This window comes from Pseudomonas paraeruginosa (genome assembly GCF_003025345.2).
Lineage (GTDB): Bacteria > Pseudomonadota > Gammaproteobacteria > Pseudomonadales > Pseudomonadaceae > Pseudomonas > Pseudomonas paraeruginosa.
Genome location: NZ_CP020560.1, coordinates 4,546,774 through 4,569,276 on the forward strand (window position 1 = coordinate 4,546,774; position 22,503 = coordinate 4,569,276).

At 60.7% G+C, this 22,503-nt stretch carries 27 protein-coding genes and 1 tRNA gene; 14 read left to right on the forward strand and 14 right to left on the reverse strand.

From position 1 onward, the window contains the following. Positions 1-47: 47 nt before the first annotated feature. The 8 genes from B7D75_RS21595 to B7D75_RS21630 all read left to right on the forward strand — a co-directional run bounded on the left by B7D75_RS21595 (position 48) and on the right by B7D75_RS21630 (position 6,457). Positions 48-1,124 (forward strand): DUF2157 domain-containing protein, encoded by a 1,077-nt coding sequence (locus tag B7D75_RS21595; protein ID WP_058129074.1) that lies wholly within the window; start codon positions 48-50, stop codon positions 1,122-1,124. Beyond that, positions 1,121-1,936 (forward strand): DUF4824 family protein, encoded by an 816-nt coding sequence (locus B7D75_RS21600; RefSeq protein WP_058129073.1) that lies wholly within the window; start codon positions 1,121-1,123, stop codon positions 1,934-1,936. The genes B7D75_RS21595 and B7D75_RS21600 overlap by 4 nt, the downstream gene beginning before the upstream one ends. A gap of 82 nt (positions 1,937-2,018) precedes the next feature. Further along, on the forward strand, positions 2,019-2,231 hold the full coding sequence (locus B7D75_RS21605) for a cysteine-rich CWC family protein (protein ID WP_012077061.1): 213 nt from the start codon (positions 2,019-2,021) through the stop codon (positions 2,229-2,231). Continuing rightward, complete coding sequence (locus B7D75_RS21610) at positions 2,231-2,923, forward strand: pseudouridine synthase (protein ID WP_107114413.1); 693 nt, start codon at positions 2,231-2,233, stop codon at positions 2,921-2,923. Before B7D75_RS21605 ends, B7D75_RS21610 begins: the two co-directional genes overlap by 1 nt. 135 nt (positions 2,924-3,058) lie before the next feature. Then, a complete protein-coding gene (locus B7D75_RS21615) occupies positions 3,059-4,102 on the forward strand; it encodes a L,D-transpeptidase (protein ID WP_003151256.1) in 1,044 nt (347 codons plus the stop codon). A gap of 79 nt (positions 4,103-4,181) precedes the next feature. After that, positions 4,182-4,919, forward strand: coding sequence for a murein L,D-transpeptidase catalytic domain family protein (locus tag B7D75_RS21620; RefSeq protein WP_003151258.1), 738 nt, complete (start codon positions 4,182-4,184; stop codon positions 4,917-4,919). 435 nt (positions 4,920-5,354) lie between these two features. After that, positions 5,355-6,257, forward strand: a complete 903-nt coding sequence (locus B7D75_RS21625) for an alpha/beta fold hydrolase (RefSeq protein ID WP_012077064.1) — start codon at positions 5,355-5,357, stop codon at positions 6,255-6,257. Between the two features lie 126 nt (positions 6,258-6,383). Next, a tRNA-Gly gene (locus tag B7D75_RS21630) sits at positions 6,384-6,457 on the forward strand. A 122-nt stretch (positions 6,458-6,579) separates the two neighbouring features. On the opposite strand, the gene B7D75_RS21635 is transcribed toward B7D75_RS21630, so the two are convergent. From B7D75_RS21635 to B7D75_RS21700, 13 genes are all read right to left on the reverse strand, one after another. Beyond that, positions 6,580-6,927: a type II toxin-antitoxin system RelE/ParE family toxin gene (locus tag B7D75_RS21635; protein WP_003114156.1), complete on the reverse strand. Its 348-nt coding sequence runs from the start codon at positions 6,925-6,927 to the stop codon at positions 6,580-6,582. Positions 6,928-6,936: 9 nt separating this feature from the next. Beyond that, a complete protein-coding gene (locus tag B7D75_RS21640) occupies positions 6,937-7,188 on the reverse strand; it encodes a type II toxin-antitoxin system Phd/YefM family antitoxin (protein WP_003114155.1) in 252 nt (83 codons plus the stop codon). Positions 7,189-7,401: 213 nt separating this feature from the next. Next, positions 7,402-8,385, reverse strand: a complete 984-nt coding sequence (locus B7D75_RS21645; RefSeq protein WP_058174561.1) for a phage integrase — start codon at positions 8,383-8,385, stop codon at positions 7,402-7,404. Next, a complete protein-coding gene (locus B7D75_RS21650) occupies positions 8,385-9,677 on the reverse strand; it encodes a hypothetical protein (RefSeq protein WP_015503465.1) in 1,293 nt (430 codons plus the stop codon). The genes B7D75_RS21645 and B7D75_RS21650 overlap by 1 nt, the downstream gene beginning before the upstream one ends. Positions 9,678-9,906: 229 nt before the next feature. Further along, positions 9,907-11,181, reverse strand: a complete 1,275-nt coding sequence (locus tag B7D75_RS21655; RefSeq protein WP_107114414.1) for a zonular occludens toxin domain-containing protein — start codon at positions 11,179-11,181, stop codon at positions 9,907-9,909. A 3-nt stretch (positions 11,182-11,184) separates the two neighbouring features. Continuing rightward, positions 11,185-11,541, reverse strand: a complete 357-nt coding sequence (locus B7D75_RS21660; protein ID WP_003114150.1) for a DUF2523 family protein — start codon at positions 11,539-11,541, stop codon at positions 11,185-11,187. Positions 11,542-11,545: 4 nt separating this feature from the next. Next, positions 11,546-12,838, reverse strand: coding sequence for an attachment protein (locus B7D75_RS21665; protein WP_407692169.1), 1,293 nt, complete (start codon positions 12,836-12,838; stop codon positions 11,546-11,548). A 135-nt stretch (positions 12,839-12,973) separates the two neighbouring features. Next, positions 12,974-13,222, reverse strand: a complete 249-nt coding sequence (locus B7D75_RS21670) for a major capsid protein (RefSeq protein WP_003125072.1) — start codon at positions 13,220-13,222, stop codon at positions 12,974-12,976. A gap of 12 nt (positions 13,223-13,234) precedes the next feature. Beyond that, complete coding sequence (locus B7D75_RS21675; protein WP_003115979.1) at positions 13,235-13,486, reverse strand: hypothetical protein; 252 nt, start codon at positions 13,484-13,486, stop codon at positions 13,235-13,237. Between the two features lie 121 nt (positions 13,487-13,607). Further along, positions 13,608-14,042, reverse strand: coding sequence for a hypothetical protein (locus B7D75_RS21685; protein WP_003140508.1), 435 nt, complete (start codon positions 14,040-14,042; stop codon positions 13,608-13,610). Positions 14,043-14,556: 514 nt separating this feature from the next. Continuing rightward, the gene (pflM, locus tag B7D75_RS21695; protein ID WP_107114416.1) at positions 14,557-14,847 is read right to left on the reverse strand and encodes a lysogeny maintenance protein PflM; all 291 of its coding nucleotides are present in this window, start codon (positions 14,845-14,847) and stop codon (positions 14,557-14,559) included. 3 nt (positions 14,848-14,850) lie between these two features. After that, positions 14,851-15,009 (reverse strand): hypothetical protein, encoded by a 159-nt coding sequence (locus tag B7D75_RS29425; RefSeq protein WP_019486373.1) that lies wholly within the window; start codon positions 15,007-15,009, stop codon positions 14,851-14,853. An 11-nt stretch (positions 15,010-15,020) separates the two neighbouring features. After that, entirely contained in the window at positions 15,021-15,236 is a 216-nt protein-coding gene (locus tag B7D75_RS21700; RefSeq protein ID WP_023086597.1) for a hypothetical protein, read from the reverse strand. A gap of 118 nt (positions 15,237-15,354) precedes the next feature. Between B7D75_RS21700 and B7D75_RS21705 the strand changes: the two genes are divergently transcribed. The 3 genes from B7D75_RS21705 to B7D75_RS21710 all read left to right on the forward strand — a co-directional run bounded on the left by B7D75_RS21705 (position 15,355) and on the right by B7D75_RS21710 (position 18,422). Then, positions 15,355-15,621 carry a hypothetical protein gene (locus B7D75_RS21705; RefSeq protein ID WP_049870862.1) on the forward strand — a complete coding sequence of 89 codons (267 nt, stop codon included), beginning with the start codon at positions 15,355-15,357 and terminating at the stop codon, positions 15,619-15,621. 80 nt (positions 15,622-15,701) lie between these two features. Further along, positions 15,702-17,810: a hypothetical protein gene (locus B7D75_RS29430; RefSeq protein ID WP_128653043.1), complete on the forward strand. Its 2,109-nt coding sequence runs from the start codon at positions 15,702-15,704 to the stop codon at positions 17,808-17,810. 333 nt (positions 17,811-18,143) lie between these two features. Next, positions 18,144-18,422, forward strand: coding sequence for a hypothetical protein (locus B7D75_RS21710; protein WP_043101353.1), 279 nt, complete (start codon positions 18,144-18,146; stop codon positions 18,420-18,422). Positions 18,423-19,017: 595 nt separating this feature from the next. Here the strand turns inward: B7D75_RS21710 and B7D75_RS21720 are convergent. Further along, positions 19,018-19,425, reverse strand: coding sequence for a hypothetical protein (locus tag B7D75_RS21720; RefSeq protein ID WP_034079147.1), 408 nt, complete (start codon positions 19,423-19,425; stop codon positions 19,018-19,020). Between the two features lie 849 nt (positions 19,426-20,274). Between B7D75_RS21720 and B7D75_RS21725 the strand changes: the two genes are divergently transcribed. The 3 genes from B7D75_RS21725 (at position 20,275) to toxR (ending at position 22,472) form a co-directional block, all read left to right on the forward strand. Further along, positions 20,275-20,532, forward strand: a complete 258-nt coding sequence (locus B7D75_RS21725) for a YjhX family toxin (RefSeq protein ID WP_034079146.1) — start codon at positions 20,275-20,277, stop codon at positions 20,530-20,532. A 63-nt stretch (positions 20,533-20,595) separates the two neighbouring features. Further along, positions 20,596-21,102: a GNAT family N-acetyltransferase gene (locus tag B7D75_RS21730; RefSeq protein ID WP_034079143.1), complete on the forward strand. Its 507-nt coding sequence runs from the start codon at positions 20,596-20,598 to the stop codon at positions 21,100-21,102. Positions 21,103-21,695: 593 nt separating this feature from the next. Further along, positions 21,696-22,472, forward strand: a complete 777-nt coding sequence (gene toxR, locus B7D75_RS21735; RefSeq protein WP_033996868.1) for a toxA transcriptional regulator ToxR — start codon at positions 21,696-21,698, stop codon at positions 22,470-22,472. The last annotated feature ends 31 nt before the right edge of the window (positions 22,473-22,503 follow it).

Genomic DNA, 22,503 nt, shown 5'->3' on the forward strand with positions numbered 1-22,503 from the left:
CGCAGATCAAGGACTGCCGGCCCGCCGGCAACGCTCAAGGAGCATGCATGCAACCCCTCGACCGCGCCCAGGCCCAGCAGCGCGCCAACGACATCCTGGTGTTCCAGCGCGAGCTGCAACGCCTCGACCAGGAGCAGGCGTTCCGCCTCGAACCGACCCAGGCCCGGCAACTCGCCGACTACCACCTGGCCCTGCTGGACGGCTACCGCGACCGTTTCGACATCGACCACGACCTGCGCAGCCAGCAACTTTCGCTGGGCATGCGGGTGGCCTCGTTCTTCGGCGCGCTGGCCTTCGCCGCCAGCGTGTTCCTGCTGTTCTATCGCTTCTGGGGCCTGTTCCCCACCGTCGCCCAGGTGGCGATCCTGGGCGGCTGCGCCTTCGCCGCGTTCTTCGCCACGCTCTGGGTCCAGGCCAAGGACGCCTCGGGCTACTTCAGCAAGCTGGCGGCGATGGTCGCGTTCGCCTGCTTCGTCCTCGACCTGACCATGCTCGGGCAGATATTCAACGTCACCCCGACCGACCTGGCCCTGGTGCCCTGGGCGCTCTATGCCCTGCTCCTGGCCTACCTGTGCAACGCCCGGCTGCTGCTGGCGGCGGCGATCCTCTGCGTGATGGGCTTCATCGCCGCGCGCGTCGGCACCTGGGGCGGCGGCTACTGGCTGAGCGTAGGCGAGCGACCGGAGAACTTCTTCCCCGCCGCCGCGCTGATCTTCGCCGTGCCGCTGTGCTTCGAGCAACGCAACTTCAGCGGCTTCGCCGTGACCTACCGGGTGTTCGCCCTGCTCGGCCTGTTCCTGCCGATGCTGGTGCTGGCCAACTGGGGGGCGGCCAGCTACCTGGCGCTGCCGACAGCGCTGATCGAGGGCCTCTACCAGGTCACCGGCTTCGTCGCCGCCGCCCTGGTGATCTGGCTCGGCGCACGACGCAACTGGGCCGACGTGAGCAACACCGGGGTCACCTTCTTCGTCATCTTCCTCTACACCAAATTCTTCGACTGGTGGTGGGAAGCGATGCCGAAGTACCTGTTCTTCCTGGTGGTCGGCCTCAGCGCCCTGCTGATCCTGTTGGTCCTGCGCCGCTTGCGCGCGCCCCTGGGTATCGTGAAGAGGGACGACGCATGAACCGAAGCCGTCGCAACGCCCTGGTCGCCGGCAGCCTCCTGCTGCTGGCAGCGAACCTGGCCGCCCTCGGCGGCGTCGCCTGGAACCGTTCCGGCGAGGCCGAAAGCAAGCTGGTGCTCAGCCAGCGCGAACTCCAGCGCAACTGGTCCTACGACTTCTGGAGCGAAGAGAACAGTGGCGTCGAACTACGCCTGGAGCTCCGCTCGCCGAACAGCGATCCGCCCAATGACCTCGTTCCCCCGCTGCCACCTGAGCAGATGCGCGCCCTCGGTTTCAGCGTCCCGGATTCGCTCGACGAGGAAAACGTGCGGCGCTACCGTCGCCAGCAGGAAAAACAGGTGCTGCTGGTCCTTGAGCTCGACGGCCCGGCCTATCGTCGCGAAGTACGCCTGGCCGAGGAGCGCCTGGCCGAAGCCCGCGCCCGCAGCAAGGCCCTGCCCAAGGATGAAATGCTGTCCAGCCACATGGAGGCCGCTCGCCACCAATTGAAGCATGAGCAGGAAGAGGCCAGCCGACTGTTCATCGTCGACGCCGGCCTCGACCTGGCCGTTCTGCGCCAGCGCTACCCGGAGCGCCAGCGCTACGCCATCGTCAAAGGCCGGGTACGCCCTTGGTCCGCGGTCGACGGAGGCAGGACGCTGGTCGGCGGCTACGTCAGCCGTACCGACCTCGCCGCGATCAACGTGCCACGTCAATGGCACGCAGTGTTCGCCAAGGTCGACGAGCAAGGCTACCGGCTAGCGCCGCTGGAACTGCATCTCAGCTTCGGCCAGCGCCTGGAGCCCTGGATCACCAACGCCGTCCGCCGCTGAAACGCCCCGCCCGGCGCGCGGCGCTTGCATCCGCGCGCCGGGCGCTGCACCCTGAGCGTTCCCGCCCGCCAACCACCGCGTCATGAACAGCGAAATCGATCCCGGCCGCTGCCCGCTGTGCCAGCAATCCAACCGCTGCACCCTGGCCGACCCCGCCAGCGCCACCCAGGCTTGCTGGTGCTTTACCACGGAAATCGATGCGACCGCGCTGGAGCGGATTCCAGCCGAGCTGCGCCGCCGCGCCTGCCTCTGTCCGCGCTGCGCGCAACTGCTACCGCCCGACGCCGACCACTGATGCGCCTGGACCGCTTCCTCGCCAACCTGCCCGAACTCAGCCGCCGCGACGCGCAAAGGCTGATCGCCGGTGGGCGCCTGCGCGTGGACGGCCAGGTGGTGCGCGACGGCACCCACGAGGTGCGGGTATTCAGCCGGGTGGAACTGGACGAACGGCTGCTCCAGGCCGGCAAGCCGGCGCGCTACTACATGCTGCACAAGCCAATGGGCTGCGTCAGCGCCACCCGCGACCCAGAGCATCCAACCGTGCTCGAGCTGCTGCCGCCAGATCACCGCGACGACCTGCATATCGGCGGCCGCCTCGACTACAACACCACCGGGCTGATGCTGCTGACCAACGACGGCCGGTGGTCGCGCCGTCTGACCCTTCCCGGCAGCCGGCGCGACAAGGTCTACTACGTGGAGACCGAGGAGCCGATCGAACAGCGCTACGTGGACGCCTTCGCCGCCGGCATCCATTTTCGCTTCGAGGACCTCGTCACCCTCCCCGCACAGCTCGAACCGCTCGGCCCGCGCAGCGCCCGCCTGACCCTGCACGAAGGTCGCTACCACCAGGTCAAGCGGATGTTCGGCCACTTCGACAACAGGGTACTGCGCCTGCACCGCGAGCGCATGGGTGACATCCAGCTCGACCCGACGCTACCACCGGGGGCATGGCGGCCACTGAATGCTGAAGAAATCTGTTCGGTGTGAAACCCCGCCGCCGGCCCCAGTGTCCACCGAAAGAGGCCGGCCCCCGCGGTTTGGCCGACCGTCGCGACCGACGCTAAGCTGAAAGGCATCTGTCGGATCGACAGTCTTTCCCGCATGGAGCAAGAGAAAGCGCCGATGAAGAGACCCCTTGCCGTACTGCTGCTGGCCTTCGCCGTCGCGGCCGTCCAGGCGGCCCCCGCCAGCCCGCCGAACGCGCCGCTGCCGCCGGCGGACATCAAGGCCCGGTTGAAGAGTATGAAGCCCGGCGAATACCTCTGGTATCCGGAGGTATCGCCACAAGGCCCGGTGACCATCGTGGTCAGCCTCACCGAACAGAAGGCCTACATCTATCGCAACGGCATCGCCATCGGCGTCAGCACCTTGAGTTCGGGGAAGAAGGGCCGGGAGACTCCTACCGGGGTATTCTCGATCCTGCAGAAAAGCGTCGACCACAAGTCCGATCTCTACAACAGCGCGCCCATGCCCTACATGCAGCGCCTGACCTGGGACGGCATCGCCCTGCACGCCGGCAACCTGCCCGGCTACCCCGCTTCCCACGGCTGCATCCGCCTGCCCATGGCATTTGCCAAGAAGCTCTACGGCATCACCGGCTTCAGCTCGACCACGGTGATCATCTCCGATGCCAGCAGCGCACCGAAGGAGGTCGACCACCCCGGCCTGCTGGCGCCGACCGTGGCCGACGGCCGTCCGGTGACACTGCCGGTGGAGCCTGGCGAGATCGCCTGGAACGACCCCGGCGCCGAGCGCGGCCCGCTGTCGGTACTGATCAGCCGCGCCGACCAGCGCGCCTACGTGTACCGCGGCGGCCAGCGCATCGGCACCGCGCCGGTACAACTGCCGGCACGCCCGCAAAGCGGCATGGCGGTGTTCTCGCTGCTGGAAAAACCGACCCGGGCGGAAATCGAGGAAACCTCGCCGAACCTGCGCTGGTCGGTGGTCCAGGTGAGCAATCCGGGGCATGGCCTGACGCCCTCCGAACAACTGGGCAAGATACGCATGGATCCGGCCTTCGTCCGCGAGATGCTCGGCGCCATGGATGTCGGCAGTACCCTGGTGATCACCGACTGGGCCTCGACCCGGGACACCCACAGCGACTCCGATTTCACGGTGATCGCCACGGAAACCCCGAACAATCCGACGAAATCGCTTAAAAAGTAGTCGGCAAGTTGTTCAAAAATCGAGCACAATGCCTCTCATCCGGTAAAAACCACACTGAACCGATGGGAATACTGCTCGTATGCCAACCTTCCTCCGTGCCGCCCTGCGCAGGCTGAGCCTGGCGGGCGCCACCCTTTGCGCACTGGCCAGCCTGCCGGTGTTCGCCCAGCCCCTTCCTTCCGCCAAGGACCTTCAGAAACTCGCCCCCCGGGCCAGCCTGCCAACCCTCGAACTGGCCCTCACCGCCTATGCCTGCGCGAGCGCCAGCCAGGGCGGCGACAACGGCCTGCTGACGGTGATCGACTACTCGCGGCCATCGCGCGACAAGCGCCTCTGGGTATTCGATCTGAAGGCCCGCAAGCTGCTCTTCGAAGAGTGGGTGACCCACGGCAAGAACAGCGGCGACGACCTCGCCACCTCCTTTTCCAACCGGCCGAACAGCTACCAGTCCTCCATCGGCCTGTTCCAGACCGGCCAGCTCTATACCGGCAAGCATGGCCAGTCGCTACGCCTGGTGGGCCTGGAGCCGGGCTTCAACGACAAGAGCGAAGAGCGCGCCATCGTCATGCATTCCGCCGCCTACGCCGATCCCAGAGTGGTCCCCGGACTCGGTCGCCTCGGCCGCAGCCAGGGCTGCCCTGCGGTACGCCCGGCCGTAGCCGCGCGGCTGATCAACACTCTCAAGCGCGGCAGCTACCTGTTCGCCTATTACCCGCAGCCGAAATGGCTGGAAACCTCGCGTTTCCTGACCCCGCAGAGCTGCGCCGTGGCTCGCGCGGCCCGCACGCCGGAAGTGATCGCCAGCCTGCTCAAGTAGCCCGCCGGGGCGGGAACGCCCCGCTCCTCGAAAACGCAGCGCAGGGGCATCCGCGTGGCAACTCGTCGGATTCCCTCCCCTCCACCCCCTTTCAAAAGCGAAACAGGCTTGCGGTGCCGTACGCCTGCTGCTTAACTGACGACCACGTTGTGACCGACCAGTCACGAACGACTTCCAAGAAAGCCCGCGTGTCTGCCCGCGCTTCGGCGCAGGCCTTTCCTGCCCGGCCGAACAGCCGTATCCCCATGACCTGAAAGGGTTTTTGGACGATCTCCTTTTGGCCAGTAAGTCGTTGAAAATTAAGAGTTTGTTAAGTTACTCCGAATGACATCCAACTGTCATTGGGAGGCGCTTTCATCTGCCCATGAGCAATTTGACTTCGCCGCGACAAGCAGGTCGCCGCGTTCCCATCGAACGATTCCAGGAGGAAGCGACATGAGGCCGGAAACCGCCATCGTCGAGATTCACGGGCAACACCGCGTCCACACCGAGTTCTACGGCAATCCCGCGGCGCAGCAGACCATCGTCCTGGTCAACGGCTCGCTGTCGACCACCGCGTCCTTCGCCCAGACCGTGAAGTACCTGCAGCCACACTTCAACGTGGTGCTCTACGACCAGCCCTATGCAGGGCAGTCCAAGCCGCACAACGACAACCGGGCGCCGATCAGCAAGGAATGCGAGGCCGGGATCCTGCTGGAACTGCTCGAGCATTTCCGCGCGGAGGTGGTGATGTCCTTTTCCTGGGGCGGCGTCGCCACCCTGCTCGCCCTCGCACAGCGTCCGGGACGGGTGCGCAAGGCGGTGGTGAACTCGTTCTCGCCGCTGCTCAACCCGGCCATGCTCGACTACCTGCACCGCGGCCTCGACTACCTCGCCGCCTGTGATCGAACCCAGGTCGGCAACCTGGTCAACGAGACCATCGGGCGCTACCTGCCTCAGTTGTTCAAGCGCTACAACTTCCGCCACGTCAGCGGCCTCGACGAGCACGAGTACCGGCAGATGCACTTCCACATCCGCGAAGTGCTGCGCCTGAATGCCGGCAGCTACACCGAAAGCTTCGCCGGCATCGAGATCCCGGTGCTGTTCATGAACGGCGAGCTGGACATCTACACCACTCCCCACGAGGCCCGCCAGTTCGGCCAGCTGATCCGCGCCGCGGAATTCCACACCATCCGCAACGCCGGCCATTTCATCGACGTCGAGCACAAGGCCGCCTGGCAACAGACCCAGGACGCCCTGCTGGCCTTCCTTCGTCCACAACACGCAAAGCCGCTCAACCCGATCTACCGCCCCCTGCCCAACGGCGCCAGCGTCCCCCTTGCCGCCCTCGCCAGTTGACCACCGCCCGGGGAGCCCCGCTCCCCGGGCGGAAAAAACCAGCCACATCAACAAAAAAACCGCCCCGGGCTTCACCTGCCGCCACGCATCTGGTAAAAAGGCGCCCTGGCCGCAAAAGCCGTCCGAGCGGGCGTCGTATAATGGCATTACCTGAGCTTCCCAAGCTCATGACGAGGGTTCGATTCCCTTCGCCCGCTCCAGATCACCCTGCCAAGCCCCTGAAATGCCTAGCGTTTCGGGGGCTTTGCTTTTTGGGGGAAGGAAAGGTGTCGAAGAAGTGTCGAGGCGCATTCAGCGCTACATGCTCAGGAGTAGAAAGCCATCACTCGATTGGCCCCACCAAGCAGTAGCGGATCAATTGCTGCTCAACGCTCTGCTTCTGTCGCAAAACCAAGATCACTGCCACCTCGCCTTGCTCTTCGTGGAATTCGTAAAAAACACGATAGGGGCCGGTATTAAGCTCGCGATAGCTCAGCACCCCCAGAAGACTCGCCTGCTGGCTGACTGGGTAACCTTTAGGTGCAAGTGAAATCTTCTCTTCAATCTCATCCAAAAGGCTCAGTACTGACTGGAGTGCAGCCTGTTCACCTTGGAATGGAGCCAAGTGGTGGACTTGGTCTTCGATGCTTTGCTCTGCGGTATCAGTAAAACGAATGACGACCGGGGACATTAAACCTCCTTATTCTGGCTGAGCGAACCTCCTGGAAAGGCGAGCTTTCAAATCATCAACAGAGCGATGCTTGCCTTCTGCGTACTGGCGGGAGCCAATCGCAAGCAACTTCACCAGCGCAATTGCTTCATCGCGCTGCTTCCGCTCAGCATATGACTCAACCACATAGGCAGGAACACCGTTCTGCGTGACGACCATTGGCTCGGATAAATCCAGGTCAGCCGCATGACGTTTCAAATAACTAATTGTCTCGACTCGCATGAGCCGGTACCTCCATTGCTGTGGGAACACTTAAGGCCTGGAACTCAGGTTCTACGGTGTTCGAACTCCACCACGCTCCATATCCAGGCGACGAGTGGGATTCGCGCGTCGGCAGTCTGTCTACCGTCGGCTCCAACATCATAATCCGAATTCAGACCGAATTTGAACCACCTCAAGTCTATTTTTCTTTCCCTCTGTCGACCCCCGCAGCCTTCAACCTATGAGCGGGTTGAATCGAACAGCCTCAGATAGGTGGTCTTGGGAGAGGTGCGCATATCGCATCGTCATCGACAACGAGGCGTGCCCCAGGATGTGCTGTAGGGTCACGATGTGCCCGCCGTTCATGATGAAGTGACTGGCGAACGTGTGGCGCAGTACGTGGCTGGCCTGCCCCTTCGGCAGCTTGATCGAGGTCGACAGCAGCACCAGGCGGAACACGCCAAGGCAGTTCGTGAACGGCCCGTGGGTCTGCCAATGCCGGCGAAGGTCGGCGCCCAATTCTTCCGAGATCGGCACCGAGCGCACACGCTTGGACTTAGTGTTGGCAAAGATCACCGTATTACCTTTCAGACGTTCCGGCGTCAGCGCCTGAGCCTCACCCCATCGAGCCCCTGTCGCGAGGCAGATACGAGCGACCATCTTCGGATGTGGCGACGTGGTGCGCGCATCCAGGGCCGTAAGCAGTTCGGACACCTGATGCTTGGTCAGGTACGACAGCGGTCTTTCCTGAAGCTTGAGCGGCCGCATGCGCCCTACCGGATTCTCATAGTCAATGACGCCGAGTTGGCGCAATTCGTTGTACATGGACTTGAGGTAGCCAAGACGGTTGTTCGCGGTCTTGCCCGACATGCCATTGGCTATCTGCCGGCTACGCAACCGAGCCACTTTCGCAGGCTCCAGGGAGACAGCGACCGGGTCGCCCAGGTCCTTTGCCACCAACCGCAGAATCGCCACGCAACGATGCCCGTTGCTCAGGGTCTGGCCGTGCAGTTCATACCAGAGTTCGACCAACTCGGAGAGACGCCGACGGTCCTTCGGCTTGAGCGTCCAGCTGGGGTTCTCCGCACACTTCTGACGCGCAGTGGCCTCGAATTGCTGCGCTTCCATCTTGGTCTTGAACCGCTTGCGAAAGCGCTTGCCCTTGATCGGTTCTACATCGACGAACCAACGGCCATCGGGGAGCTTGGTGATCGACATTAGACGGCATACCCCCGCCGCAGATACCGATCACACATCAGCTTGTGTATATGCCTTTCCAGATCGCGACGAGTCCAACCCTTGGCGAGATAGTGGTCTTCGATAACGTGCCAGAACTCCAATTTGCGGGCGGACTCAATAGCCTTTTTTGCCGGGACACGCTCCCGCGCGATCAGGCTCACGAACTGGCCAAGGAACATCTCGCAGTTACGCCCGCTGAAGCCCTTGGCGGTCTTGTAATAGCGCCGGTACTCGGTGCGCTCGATCAGCGGATCGCACTCGACCTGTACACGGGCGTCCTGGCTGATCAGGCTCCAGAACGGATCGTAGACCGCCGTCCGGCTCAGCAGCTTGAAGCTTTCGCAGGCGTAGTTCCACAGCCCTTGCAGGTGCGGGCAGAGGCCCTCGTAGGTGCGGCAGCCAATGACCTCCCCCGAGGCCATACGCGAGCCTTCGGAGAATTGCTGGACGATGGAGTGGTGGAAACGGAATTCGAGCCGCCACACCGTTTCCAGGGGGTTATAGGCCGGGTCGCCATCGCCGAACGGATCCCCGTTCAGGGTTGCCCACACGCTTTCCCAATAGTCGAGCTTGTCGGTGGCCCGAGCCTGGAGGGTCTTGTTATAGATCGACAGTTGCAGGCCGTTGGCCGAGCCGAACATGAAGGTCTCGCCACGCCCGTAGACCGAGGCGTTGCCGTCGAACTCGATACGCTCGATCCCGCTGATTTGCCGTACCCGGCGCGAGCGGCAATGCATGCGGTCCACCAGATCGCGAGGCGGTTTCCAGCCCTGCACGTCCAGGGCGATATGCACAGCGGCTTGGTTGGTTTCGCAGTGACTCAGCACGGCAGCGGCCAAGTCATCCAGCACGCCCTGGAGGATGCGCGGATCGGCGCCATCGAGGGCGTGAGGCGATACCTCGATCTTGAGGTGCGAGCCAATGGTGTCGACCTTGATGTTGTGATTCTTGATTAGCAGGATCAGACCCATTTCAGCGTTCTGCAGGCGGTACTGATAGCCGGAGTCGCGACCGATGCGGCCCTTGGACCACTCGTAGCCGGCGAACTCGACCACATCCACCGAGAGGTCAAACAGCGCCATGACTTCCGGGCGCAACTTGCCGTTGTACAACTGCCGCACCGTGTCCACGCCGCAACGCAGGATGCGCACGCCTGACAGGTCGGTGAATTGAGCCGTGGTGTCGTCGAAGAACAACCGCCCTTTCGGGCTTTCCAAGACCTGACCGTCCGACTCGATACTGACGCGAATTTGATGGCTGATTTTCTTCATCTTTAACGATCCAAATTGGTACGAATTGAAACCGCAATAGGTGGCTTATCTGACGTGTTACAGGGGCGTCGGCCGCGCCTTCGGCCTATCGCTCATGCCTTGCGCTCCCGGCCGGCGGCGCGGCCCGCCCCTCATGGCGGCACCCCTACCGCCGCTAGCGCCGTCATCACCGTCCACCAGTGATGCAGCGCCCAGCCCATCGCCACCGGGACGAGGAATTCCCAATCGATCATTTGTGCCTCCAGGGCCGCGAGGCATATTCGGAATCGGGGACGATGGTCAGCGGCGACTGGCCCCTGGCCAGTGCGTCTGCGGAGGCGGCAACAGGCGCTGCCGGAGCGATGCTGGCCACCGCGCCGGGCTGCCTCCCGGTACAGGTGACGGTCTGTTTCCACTCCTCATAGCGAAGCTCTACGACGCACTCGCCCTTGGGCGTCACCCGGTAGCCGGAGCCGATCAGTTGCCAACTGGTGAGTTCCAGGCGTCGGCCCGTGGGATCTTCCAGAGCGAACAGGTAGATATCGCCCCGCGACTTGCGGTAGGCGTGGGCGAGGATGGAAATCCGCCGATCGGCGAAGGGATGGGCGTTCAGATCAACAGGCGCAGCAGCAGGCCCATCAGGTACAAGCCCAGGAGGAAGAAGGCTATTCGCAGCAGGACGCGCTGGAGCAGCCACAGCAGCGGGCGCAGCAGGGGCTTGAGCAGGGTCGCCAGGAGCGTCGGCAGGTGTCGCAGCAGCCGGACCGCCAATCGTGCGCAGAGGCCCCATATACCAGACAAAGCCAATAGTGCCGGCCAGCAATGCCAGTAGAAGAACCAGCTTAGGCGACCGGAAGAGGCTCTTGCCCGCCTTGGTGTCTTGGGTCTTGCCGGTGGCCGTGGACTGGTAGAGGGCGAAGGTCTGCTTTCGGATCCGCTTGTATTCGATGATGGTGCCATCGGCGGGCGGACGGTTGAGTTGGGCGTCATGCTGGGCCTCCTTGTAGCGGCCGGGAATGCCGATCACCGCGAGGTTGGAATGCTTGTAGGCCATCTCGCAGGTCATGCGGATATCGTCGCGGATGTAGGAGATGTTCGGCGTGGTGAGGACAATGTCCCAGTTGAAATGCCGGTGCCGGGTCCAGGCGTCGAGCCAACCCATGGGACGGTCGGCCGCGTGGGCCGCTTCCGGTCCACCGGGGTAGTCGAAACGCTCGAGGTCTTTTTCCCGCCAGGACTTGGGAAACAGCAGTTGGGTTTCGTCGAAGATCAGGAAGGCCCCGCGGGGCGCCCACTGAAACCACGTGCGCATCTTTTCGAGGTCTTCCAGCGACTCCAGATCGAGGTTGATGATTTCCGCCGTGTTGGGCAGGTCCGGGAAGACCTGATAGGCCCGCTCCAGGGTGAAGCCGCGCACGTTGGTGATGATCACCCGCCCGTCTTTCAGCGCGGGCACGGCGTCATCCTGGATCGCGCCGGAGGTCTTGTAGGAGCCATTGGGGCCGTGATGGATCTTGATCGACACGGATCACCTCCCAATGAACGGCACGAAGCGCATGCAGAAGCGCGTCGCCGCCGCGACCATGATGATGTTCAACGCCTGCGGCACGCCGAAGAAGGCCAGCCCCGCCGCAATCGGCCCCGGCAGCGCGGCATACATGCTGCGGATCATCTGCGGCACGCCAAGGCTGTCGATCAGTTCGCGGGCGGCGGTGTAGCTGACATCGATCAGCAGGATCAGGGTCTGGAGCGCGGCGTACATCGACGCCTTGGTGGCGACCACCAGTCCGTCGCGCACGAAGTCATAGATGCCTTGGGCGAAGAAATCCCAGATCCACTGGAAGAAGGCGATGATCTGATCGAGAAAACCGGAGAGCCATTCCATAGGGTCAGTCCTTCAGCAGAATGAGGGCGGCGATCAGCGCGGCCATTAGCAGCAGCGCCACGCGCAGGCTGGAGAGTTGGCCGGCGTAGTCGGAGATACAGAGGGAGTAGGACTTGCCCCAAATGGTCATGGGTTCGCATGGCAGTTGCCCGCCGCCTTCCGCCAGGTTGAGGTCGAAGGCGCCCTTCATCTGGTCGACGTTGGCCTTCACCTTGGTCTTGAGTTCTTGCTTGGCGTCCTCGACCTTCTTTTCCCAGGTGGCGATGGCGTCATCCCAGGTGCCGGGCGTGGGTTCCTTGAGTTCGCCGCCGGGGCCTTCGGGGCCGGTGGAGCAGTTCTCTTTCGCCGGGTCGCAGGTGCCGTTGCCATCGCCGCCCGTGCCGCTGCCGTCACCGTCGCCGCTACCATCGCCCCCGCCGTTGCCGTCCCCTCCCCCGCTGCCGTCGCCGCCATTGCCGGTGCCACCGTCATTGCCGCCGCCGTTGTTGTTTCCACCGCCATTGCCATCGCCGCCACCGTCGCCATCACCGCCCGGCGTGGTTGGGTCGGTTGGATCCGTGGGATCGGTCGGGGTCTTGACGCAGGTAGTCCCCGACCACGACCAGCCGGGCGGACAGCCGGGGTCGTTCGGGTCGGAAGGATCGGTGTTCGGGGTGTCGGGTGGGTTCAGCGAATCGCCGGTCTGCGCGAAGGTGTAGGAATCGGCACCGCAATTCTGTCCGGTGCCCTTGAGGATGTAATTGCAGAAGCCGGTCGTGGTGGAGCCTTTGACCAGATAGCAACTGGCCGGGCTGGGGTTGCCGCCGTACTCGCAGCTCTGATAACAGGCGCTCGGTGCGCCGCCGTCGCCGACATAGTTCCGCCCGCCCGAGGTGACAACAGGCGAGTCCGGGCCCTTGGCCGGGAACAGTTCGCCTTCCTTGCACTCTTCGGGCGGCGGCTTGCAGGCGCCATCGGCCGGATCGAGCTCTTGCTCTGGAGGACAGCTATCGCCAGTCAAGATGGTAGTCGACGTCTGCCAAGTGATTCCGCCAGTACCCGAAACACTGCACTGAACTTCCTTGTAGCTCAGTTTGTTGATTTTCTTTAGCCAGTTGGCCGACGTGTTATCGAAGTAGTACTGGCACGCCGCCGTATAGGATGGAAAGAAGGCCGTGGGCTCTCCGGGGATGGAAATCTGCCATTGGTAGAAGTCCGCGTTCGCCAAGGAATGCCACAGCAGCGAGACCAGCAGACCCAGCAGCGAAAGAAGTCGGCCAAGGCCGGAACGTGCGTTGTTACTCATCCAGTCACCCATGAAAAAGCCCCCTGCCGGAAACTCCGGAGGGGGCTTCCGCCTCGGTCTGTCCGGTTAGAAGAATTCGCCGGTCCGGTACCCGGTGATGAAGGCGCCGGCGAAGAACGCCCCCAACCACACCGACCAGAGCACCCGTTACGCCTTGCGCAACATGCTGTAGATCAGGCCGGCGACGGCCAGGATCACCAGGGCGCCGACGATGTAGCCGCCAATGGCCTTCATATCGCCCTGGCCATCGGTGATCGCCGACTCCACCGCGCTGGTGTCGATCACCCCGGCGAAGGCCGGCAGCGAAGTCGCGGCAGTGACGGAACCGGCGATGCACAGGTTGCGGAACGAGGCGACCGGGCTGAACTTGGCGATGCGTTGCTTCATTGCTTTCATGGTGTTTCCTCTCTACTTGGCTTTACGAAGAAGTGACGCGACCCAGCCAATCAAAAGCCCCGTCACGAACGATCCCAGGACGCCAGCGGCACCGATGCCGAAGGCTTCCGGGGAGAAACCACCGTTGACCAGGATGTCCACGTATCCAGCGGCCTCGGGCGGAATCAGGTAGGCCTGTTGCCATGCGAGTTCGCGACACGCCATGAAGCCCTCGGGGGTCGAGGTCCATGCGGTACACACCTGCACAGCGACAACGCCTGACATAGCGATCAGTCCTCAAACAGCCAGGGAGGCCGCTAGGCCGTCGATCCAGCCCCAGGCGTAGCCGGTGGCCAGACCTACCGCGAACAGCGAGAGATAGCGGAGCATCGCGGCCTCCTACGGCTTACGCCTTGGCGTCCGGGGACTTGTCTTGTTTGTCCTGGCCCTGCGGCTGCTGGGCCGGGCGCGGGGCTTGGGCTTGTGCTTGCGGGCGGGCCGGGGCTTGGGCGGTCGGCGCCATCGGCTTGCCGCCCACGGCCAGCAGATCCACGAGGACCTGGGTATTGGTGATCCGGCCGAAACGGTCTTGGGTCGGGCGGACCACGCTGGCGAACTTGCAGAGCACCGGCTGGCCTTCGAAGACGATGGCGTCCAGCAGGGTCGGCTCGATGTTGTATTCGCTGATCTCGAAGCCCTTGGCGTTGCCACGGGCGCCTTCCGGGATCGGGGCGATGGATTGGACCGAGGCGTAGATTTCCCCGGTCTTGGTCGAGGTATAGGTGTCGGTCTTGGTGACCCACAGTTCGACGACGCCGCCTTGGGTTGCAAACATGTTCATCGGTGTTTCTCCTTCAATTCGCCTTTTTCGGCGTGAGTTGTCCCGCTGCTGCAAATTCGGCTGTTTCGCCTTCATTCAGCGGTGTTGGGTGAAAGTGATGTGTTGGGCGATCCCTTCGGGCCGGGCTCTATTCGCTAGCGAACCAAGCCAACCAGGGGTGTTCGTCTTGGCCCATTCGGGTAACGATCCCTATCGCAAAATCGTCTCCGACGGCCAAGGGGAACGCTTCCCCTTGGAACCCGCAGAGCAACACCAAGGGCTCCGCCCTTGTCATCCCGCTCTTGCCGCCGAGGGCTCGGGAGCGCGGGGCGGAGGAGCTGCCCCACACTCCCAAGCAGAGGCTGTTTCAGGGGGAGGCGTTCAAGGGTGCGCTCCGCCCGTGCTTCCGTTCGCCGGAACGGTGAGGCTGTTCCGACGAGCCGGGAGCGCGGCCCTTGACCGGATCGGCCACGGTGCGGGCGGCTTGGATCAAGCAGAGCAGGAGCAGCGCTTTCAGGGTGTCAGCGAGCATGGGTCAGCCCTCCAGTTGGAATGCTTCGCGCACGGGCACAAAGGGCGTGGGTTTCCCGCTGTCGTACACAACGTGCCAGTACTTCGGCGGACGCCGGGACGGGTCGTGTTTCGCGCAGAAGGAACGGGGACGGCAGAGCCAACGGCCATCTTCCCGATAGGGCAGCCCAGGGGGCCGGCAGTCCGGACACCGCGACGGGCTGTGCAATGGGATGGCCTGCCTTGCGGACCAGCACACAGAGCAGGCGCAGTCCGGGGCGTGGGTTTGGCGCAGGTAGTAGGGACTGGCGGCCATGGCTCATTTCTGCCCCCTACGACCACAGCGATAGTCTTCAATGGCCCGACGAAGCCAAGCATTCTCGATCTGGTCGATATCGACAGTCAGGCCGCCCCAGGTCACGACCCTGCCGGAGACGCTGCCGACGATGCCCGCGAAGCAGAATTGAAAGGCGTCCATCACTCCTCCTTTCATGCTGTCCACTCCTGTTCCAACAGCCAGTTGCGCAGCAGCGCGCTATTCACCATGCGCAGCTTTCCGAGCTTCACGGACGGCAGCACGCCCCGGTAAACCCAAGCGCGGGCGGTGCCATAGCTAATGCCGTTGCGTTCCGCCCACCGTTCGATGGACTCCACATCCTGTTGCGGCCCTATCAGGGCGCCGGGGTTAAGCTCTTCCAGTTCCATGCTCATTCCGTCACTATTCGTGGCATTAGCCATATGCAGGTAGAGAAATAATTGCCCTGGAGAAATTATTTCCCCAAAACCGCAACAGGGCAACTATTTCCCCGGAATAATTTTCTATATGAACACGTCAGCCGATAGAGCAAGACTATTAATCAAGAAAATCGGCCCCAAAAAGGTCAGCCTTCACGGGGGCGATTACGAGAGATGGAAAAGCGTCAGCAAAGGCGCGATTCGCGTGAGCACGGAAGAAATCGACGTCCTAGTAAAAATTTTCCCTAATTACGCGTTATGGATTGCAAGCGGTTCCATCGCACCAGAAGTCGGCCAAACTAGCCCCGACTACGACGAAGCCAATCGAAACTTGCCCAATCAAAACGCGGGATAGCAATTACTAAAGAAGTAGCATTGCGTTGGTACGCCCAAAGGATCGAAGGCAAACGATGATCAGAGACAAGGAGAAATAGTGTGAACCTAGATTCACTAGTCAGAGTTGTGCAGGCAGCAAGTATTTCAGACCTTAGATCATTAGTAGTCGACTTCCTTCCACTAGTAGGGATAAACAAAGCATATTTCTGTGACGGACCATATGATGGGGGAAAGGATTTTGCAATCTATGGCGACCAAGCAAAGGGTGTCGAGATAGGAATCCAACTATCTGTTGAGTCAAATTGGCAGGGAAAAGTCCTAACAGACGCAAGAAAGTGCAAAGCAAAATTCAATGTTAACCTGATGTATTTTGTTTCCAGCAGAAGAATACCTGAAGGTAGTTTTGAATCTACCCGGAAGGAAATATTTAAGGAGACAGGCGTAACAGTCTTAAAATATGATTCCCAGGCAATAGCAACCGCATTCACCCAACACAACGAAGTGAATACCCTACTGAAACATTTGGGAATTGACGTAACGCCAACCAATCTACCGAAAAAATATTTTAGCGCAAAAAATGAAGCAGTTGCATCACTCTTAGTTTTCGACAATGACGTAAAGGATTTTAGAGCCAGACTATATGACTCAATTGTAAAATCTGTTCTCGCCCGAAACGAAGGCGGATTGAATCGTGAAGAGCTTATCGACGAGGTGATAGGCACCTACCAAATGTCCAATGCACAACGGGCCTTGGTAAATTCCCACATAGATCGACTACTACAATCAAAAGAAATAAATTCCAGAAGTAAAACCTTGTATCTAAGCTCTTCCGAAATGGCCGCCTACAAGGGACTTAAAGATTCTGCAGAATACGAAGCAGGCATACTTTTTGAAAGAATCAAACAAACACTATCTGAAAAGAATATACTGAAGGACGATAATAACATCTCGCTTCTTCTCGATAACTACCTAACTCTCTCCTGCAGCCTAATTGAGAAGAACTTTTCCCTAAGCGATAACACGAATGGAACTAACGCATCCTATATTGCCATCAGGGAAATTTTGAAATCCAAAGAAGGCGAGGAGGCAACCGAGCAGGCATTCCAAGAAATATCCAGAATTATCGCAGACTCGGAATTTGCCAAACTAGTATCCTCTGCAAAACTTTACGATTGCATTCTAAACTCAGACTCTACCCGATTAATAAACGCACTCGGCGCCGACAAAAGCATCAATATATACTTTGACTCCTCTGTCGTAATACCACTAATCTGCGGAATACTATACTCAGCTGTTCGCGACAGAAACAGCCGGTCCGGAGCGGCATTATATGAGTTAGTTTCAGAACACTCATTTACATCAATTATACCAGCAACTTACGCTGAAGAAATTAGCGCACACCTCATCGAGGCATGTAGAGATTACAAATCGATCCTTGAGCAAGGTATTGACATGTCCTATTCAGGAAATGCATTTGTCAGTCACTATTGCCAATACATAAAAACTGAAAACGGAAAAAACTTAAGCTTCAGCGACTACGTAAGAATTTTTGGAATTAGTGCTGACACAATCAGCACATCAATGTCAGATACACAATTCTACAAAGCAAGAGACAGGGCAACTGGCGAGATTTCTAGAATCTTACCAAAGTATGGGTTTACAGTTGAAACACTCAACCCAACTGGCGTTGATAGAGCAATATTAGAAATCAAAGAAATTCTGAAAGAAAAAAATCTAAGAAAACCAGACGTTCTAGTTCGACATGATGCAGTCGTCATCAGCTATCTCTCTGGCGCATACGTACCTTCTGACATTGCAAAAATACTATGCACATGGGACAAAATTCATCTTAGCCTAAATCCAGAAGGATTAAATGGCTATTTCGTAATGAACCCAATTGTCCTTATTGACTTCTTATCAATTGCGAAAAACTCAGCCAAGGAATTCTCTTTGGCTCACATACTCGATTTTGCCGCAATACAGCAAGAAAAAGACCTTGAACTTAGCGCAAAAATCTGGGATCAAATAGCAAAAATCGAGCACGGAAAACTTTCTGATGCATCGCTAATGCTACAGGCTAGCAAATTTAAAGAGCAATTTATAGAAAATAACTCAGGGCAACTAGACTCGATTGAGGATGCGGTAAGAGAACAATGGCAGATATGGAAAAAAACTTTTCCAGAACAATCTGGAGTTGAAAGTTCATGAGTTACAAAAGCAAATTTGCTCCAAAACCTGTCGACGAAGTGTCGAAAGCAGTGACACTCAAAGGCATGAATCCAAACTAGGAATCCGCAGGTCAGCTGCACCGCAACAAGTTGCGATGCGCTGAGATGATGATTTCAAGGGTTCGATTCCCTTCGCCCGCTCCAGATTCCATAGCTAAGCCCCTGAAAACGCCGCGTTTTCGGGGGTTTTGTTGTTTTTGGGGCTGAAAAGGTGGCAAGCCAAGATTTTTACCCTTCTTCGGCAACTCTGTTTCCGCATACGGTCTAAACGAAGCACCGACTTCATGTAAGTCACCGCGGAGCACACAGCCTCATGAACAAAGCCTATCCCCTTGCCTTCTCTCTCTTCTGCCTGATGACGGCGAGTGTCCAGGCGGATAATGGTTACGAAGAATACAGAGAGGCAGAAAAACGCTACTGGGAATACCAGAAAGAGCGAAGCAAGGACCGCATGGAAGCCCGCAAGGAACATCGCAAATTCCACGAAGAGCAAGAACGCGAAAGCCGCAAGCACTACGAGGAAATGGAACGAGAAGACGCGAAGCGTCGAGCGGAGTACTACCGCGAACGGGAGAAGGCCTACCATGAATAAGGCAGAAGTGTTTCGAGCCAGCCGAAATCTCTTCGTCGTTCTTCCGATACTGTTGAGCGCAGGTTGTGCGGCATACGGATATGACGATTACGGCGACTACGACCCTGAACGTCGGCGTCATCATGACCGTGACCATGATCGCGGATACGTGCCTGACGGGCATCTACCGCCACCCGGAGAATGCCGGATCTGGTACCCCGACAGGCCAGCGGGGCAACAACCTCCTCCTGGCGATTGCCGCGAACTACGCAGACACGTTCCCCCAGGCGGACGTTTGATCAGAGGCTGAACCAAGGACATGGACGGATTCAGCCTAACTCACCTCGGACAATACTCTCTTGGACAGATTCGCATGAGGTGTCCTCAACGATCATGAGCATTTGCCAAGATGCGCGCTGCCATGTCGTATCAGAATATTTATCAGCCGCACCTATCACGGCACCGGATCCCTGAAAGCTCGATAAAAGGACGTCGATTCAGGAAGCGCTCCGGTAGCACATGTCCTCCATGTCCGAGAAGCTGCCATGACGCGCTCGCAATGGCAGTGGCGTCTCATGCCACCTGGCAAGGCGGGCATAGACCGACAACGGACAGCCTACATCATCAGCAAATACACCCGCTCCAGCTGGTCCAGGTCGATATCCAGGGGCAGCGGCAACGGCACTTCGCCGATATGCTTCTCACTGGCGAACCGCCCCTGCGCCAGTGCCCGCGCGGGGGCGTTGAGGGCCAGGAAGTCGCCTTCGGCGTATTCCCAGAAATTCAGAGGGGAGCGGCCCGAGTAGGTTTCGTTCCAGCAGGCGACGTACGAGCGTTTGCCCAGAACCTTCGGCCGGCAGGAAACGTAGGGATCCAGGTAGACCTCGTGGGTCAGGTACATCAGAGTCAGCTCATCGATCCGATGGACCGGGACTTCGCTGACCTCTTGCGCCTCCTCGGGCGCTCCCATGGCCATACCTCCGCCGATGAAAAGGAAAGCAACCACGACCAACAACTTCAACACGACGAAACCTCGCCTGAAAAGCGCAGAGATTACGCCGACAACTTTTCAGGTATGCGAACAGGGTAGCCCGCAACGTTCACCCCTAAAGCCCGATATCAGGCAATTCCTACATGACGAAAAGTACCGACCGGCCCCACACCCGACAGGTCCCTCCGCTCAGCGCTAATTCACGATTTACCGCGACAAGTTTCTAGTAAATTTCTGTAGGAAAAACTCTCCGAAAAACCTCCTCATTTCCGTTCGATACCGATTTCAACCAATGTGCCTTCGGTGACACACGGCTGCCGATCGGCCCGCTACCGTGTCCATCCATCCGGAACTCGCTGCGGCGGCACTGAATCTGGGCACACCGTTGTTGCACAACGCGGCTCGGTTGACGATCCGCCGCCGCGGTTGCCCGGGTTTAGCCAAAACCTGCCGGTCACCCCCCCGCCTCGACCAGATGCGGGCCGTCTCTCGTCGCGGCGGCGACAGGCCTGGAGAGGGAGCAGCGCCAGCATGCTGCGGCGCATGGCAGCCTCCCGGCCTGGTTGGCAATGGAACCGCGAGTCACCGCGGGAGAGGACGAACGCCCTCACAAATCGATGATCCCGGGACAGCGGCATGACGACGCAGCCATTGCCTTGTCGTCGCCTCGTCCGCTCGGCTAGACTGTCGCCCCATAGTCACCTCCGTGACTGCCCCTCCCCGTTCCGAGGCTTGCATGCTGGAGATAGTAGTCATCCGATAACCGCCGCTTCGTCGCCTTGCACGAGGTGTCGCCGGTTATCTGCCTTCGCCATGGTCCGCATGCGCCTGTTCGCGCCGTGCGGGCGCGTTGCCATATCGATGACTACAGGTTCTCCCGACATGAACGTTTCCAAGCCGGAACAACGGACCCTCCACGCCTTGGCCCAGGGTGGCCATATCGCTTTCTTCCGCGACGCCTCGGGCAAGGTCACCCAGGTCGAATGCTACAACCGCGACGGCCATCTCCTGCTCGACTGTACCCTGGCGGTGTTCGCCAGGCTGAAGAGCCAGCGCCTGATCCACTCCAGCCTGGGCCGGCCCTACCGTATCTCGATGGCCGGACTGAAAGCCGTGCGCCCGCAGGCGGACAATCGCTGAGTCCCATTCTTCTCCACCGCCCTGGCCAGGAGAAGGCCGGGGCCATGCCCGAGGAGTACACGCATGAACATCTCCATCCGTGCGGAGACCACCGCCGACATCGATGCCATCGCCCGCCTGACCGAAGCCGCGTTCCGCCGGGCTGCGCATGCCAGCCATACCGAGCAGTTCATCGTCGCCGCCCTCCGTCGTGCCGGCTCGCTGACACTATCGCTGGTCGCCGAGGGCAACGGAGAACTGTTCGGCCATGTCGCCGCCTCACCGGTGACCATCGACGGCACACCGGGCGGCTGGTACGGCCTCGCACCGGTCTCGGTAGAGCCCGAATGGCAAGGACGCGGCATCGGCTCGCGGCTGATCCGCCAGTTGCTGGCCGAACTGCGCTCGCTGGACGCGGAAGGTTGCGTGGTGCTGGGTGAACCGGCCTACTACAGCCGCTTCGGCTTCCGCGCGGAAAGCGGCCTGGTGCTGCCTGGCGTTCCCGCCGCTTTCTTCCAGGCACAGTCCTTCGCTGGAGCGGCGGCCCGGGGAACGGTCGCCTTCCATCCCGCCTTCGACGCTACCAGGTGAACCGGGCGCCTGTCGCGGCGTTCAATCGAACAGGGATCCTCCTGGACCAGTTCGATCCCGTAGCCAGCCGCCCCCAGAAACGCGTTCACGCGGTGTCCGTGCCTCATCGCCCCGGCACGCGGGCCCAGCGCCCTGGCGATCTCTTCGCCTGCGCGCCGGGAGGCTTCGTCGCCCGGTTTCCCCCGTAACACCGCGACCTCCATGCCACTACGATCGTCGGACTGGACTCCAGAAGCATCCACTTCGCCTGGCGCAAGCAACAGGCTTCACCGCTTGTCCTGGGCTGCACCGACAGCATCGGCGCGGGCTGACGCCGACGCCGCGCAGCGCAACACGCGTGCGGCGGGAAAAAACGGCAACAGCGGAACCACTGCACAGACCGGAGAAAAAACCGCTGGCCGCCAGGCCTGGCGGCGGCCACGGAAGTACCCTCGCGGCCGATTGCCGAGCCGATCCCTGCCTGCCCACCGGGCTTTCCGACGAAAGACCTTGATTCGCCGGAGGCAGAACCGTCTCCGCTAGACACCCCTTCAATCCTGTGCACGGGCACTGTCCGTGCGCCTCGGCGAGATTTGCCCATAGAGCCATCACCTATGACTGCGACAGACAGAACGCCCCCGCCATTGAAATGGCTTTGCCTCGGCAACCGTGACGCGAACGACGGATTCGAGCTCTTCGCCCACGGCATCTATGCGAGGAACGGCGCGTTGGTCGGCAGCAAGCTCTCCCTGCGCGAACGCCGTCAACGGGTCGACCTGTCGGCCTTCCTCTCCGGCGCCCCGCCATTGCTCGCCGAAGCCGCGGTGAAACACCTGCTGGCACGACTGCTCTGCGTCCACCGGCACAACACCGACCTCGAACTGCTGGGCAGGAACTTCATCCCCCTGCATGCCAGCAGCCTGGGCAATGCCGGAGTCTGCGAGCGTCTCCTGGCCTCGGCCAGGCAGTTGCAGCAGCACCAGGTCGAGCTGTGCCTGCTGCTGGCCATCGACGAGCAGGGCCCCGCCTCGCCGGAATATCTCGCCACCCTGGCCCGTCTGCGCGACAGCGGCATGCGCATCGCGCTGCATCCACAGCGCATCGACACCGACGCCCGCCAATGCTTCGCCGAGGTCGATGCCGGGCTCTGCGACTTCCTGGCGCTGGACGCCCGCCTGCTGGCGCCCGGCCCGCTGACCCGCAACCTGCGCCAGCGCAAGAGCATCGAATACCTCAATCGTCTGCTGGTGGCACAGGACATCCAGATGCTCTGCCTCAATGTCGACACCGAGGAACAGCACCAGCAGGCCAACGCGTTGCCCTTCGCCTTTCGCCACGGCAGGCACTACTCGGAACCGTTCCAGGCCTGGCCGTTCAGCGCCGGCACCTGAGCGCCAGCGCCGTCCGCCAGCCGTCACGCCG

Coding starts and splice junctions, on each gene's coding strand:
- B7D75_RS21650 (WP_015503465.1), bottom strand. CDS start 9,677: ATGAAGAAAATCAGCCATCAAATTCGCGTCAGTATCGAGTCGGACGGT.
- B7D75_RS21700 (WP_023086597.1), bottom strand. CDS start 15,236: ATGGAACTGGAAGAGCTTAACCCCGGCGCCCTGATAGGGCCGCAACAG.
- B7D75_RS21675 (WP_003115979.1), bottom strand. CDS start 13,486: ATGTCAGGCGTTGTCGCTGTGCAGGTGTGTACCGCATGGACCTCGACC.
- B7D75_RS21615 (WP_003151256.1), top strand. CDS start 3,059: ATGAAGAGACCCCTTGCCGTACTGCTGCTGGCCTTCGCCGTCGCGGCC.
- B7D75_RS21725 (WP_034079146.1), top strand. CDS start 20,275: ATGAACGTTTCCAAGCCGGAACAACGGACCCTCCACGCCTTGGCCCAG.
- B7D75_RS21670 (WP_003125072.1), bottom strand. CDS start 13,222: ATGAAAGCAATGAAGCAACGCATCGCCAAGTTCAGCCCGGTCGCCTCG.
- B7D75_RS21620 (WP_003151258.1), top strand. CDS start 4,182: ATGCCAACCTTCCTCCGTGCCGCCCTGCGCAGGCTGAGCCTGGCGGGC.
- B7D75_RS21610 (WP_107114413.1), top strand. CDS start 2,231: ATGCGCCTGGACCGCTTCCTCGCCAACCTGCCCGAACTCAGCCGCCGC.
- B7D75_RS21665 (WP_407692169.1), bottom strand. CDS start 12,838: ATGGGTGACTGGATGAGTAACAACGCACGTTCCGGCCTTGGCCGACTT.
- B7D75_RS21685 (WP_003140508.1), bottom strand. CDS start 14,042: ATGAACATGTTTGCAACCCAAGGCGGCGTCGTCGAACTGTGGGTCACC.
- toxR (WP_033996868.1), top strand. CDS start 21,696: ATGACTGCGACAGACAGAACGCCCCCGCCATTGAAATGGCTTTGCCTC.
- pflM (WP_107114416.1), bottom strand. CDS start 14,847: ATGGCCGCCAGTCCCTACTACCTGCGCCAAACCCACGCCCCGGACTGC.
- B7D75_RS21640 (WP_003114155.1), bottom strand. CDS start 7,188: ATGCGAGTCGAGACAATTAGTTATTTGAAACGTCATGCGGCTGACCTG.
- B7D75_RS29425 (WP_019486373.1), bottom strand. CDS start 15,009: ATGGACGCCTTTCAATTCTGCTTCGCGGGCATCGTCGGCAGCGTCTCC.
- B7D75_RS21705 (WP_049870862.1), top strand. CDS start 15,355: ATGAACACGTCAGCCGATAGAGCAAGACTATTAATCAAGAAAATCGGC.
- B7D75_RS21605 (WP_012077061.1), top strand. CDS start 2,019: ATGAACAGCGAAATCGATCCCGGCCGCTGCCCGCTGTGCCAGCAATCC.
- B7D75_RS21660 (WP_003114150.1), bottom strand. CDS start 11,541: ATGGAATGGCTCTCCGGTTTTCTCGATCAGATCATCGCCTTCTTCCAG.
- B7D75_RS21625 (WP_012077064.1), top strand. CDS start 5,355: ATGAGGCCGGAAACCGCCATCGTCGAGATTCACGGGCAACACCGCGTC.
- B7D75_RS21730 (WP_034079143.1), top strand. CDS start 20,596: ATGAACATCTCCATCCGTGCGGAGACCACCGCCGACATCGATGCCATC.
- B7D75_RS21600 (WP_058129073.1), top strand. CDS start 1,121: ATGAACCGAAGCCGTCGCAACGCCCTGGTCGCCGGCAGCCTCCTGCTG.
- B7D75_RS21710 (WP_043101353.1), top strand. CDS start 18,144: ATGAACAAAGCCTATCCCCTTGCCTTCTCTCTCTTCTGCCTGATGACG.
- B7D75_RS21635 (WP_003114156.1), bottom strand. CDS start 6,927: ATGTCCCCGGTCGTCATTCGTTTTACTGATACCGCAGAGCAAAGCATC.
- B7D75_RS21595 (WP_058129074.1), top strand. CDS start 48: ATGCAACCCCTCGACCGCGCCCAGGCCCAGCAGCGCGCCAACGACATC.
- B7D75_RS21645 (WP_058174561.1), bottom strand. CDS start 8,385: ATGTCGATCACCAAGCTCCCCGATGGCCGTTGGTTCGTCGATGTAGAA.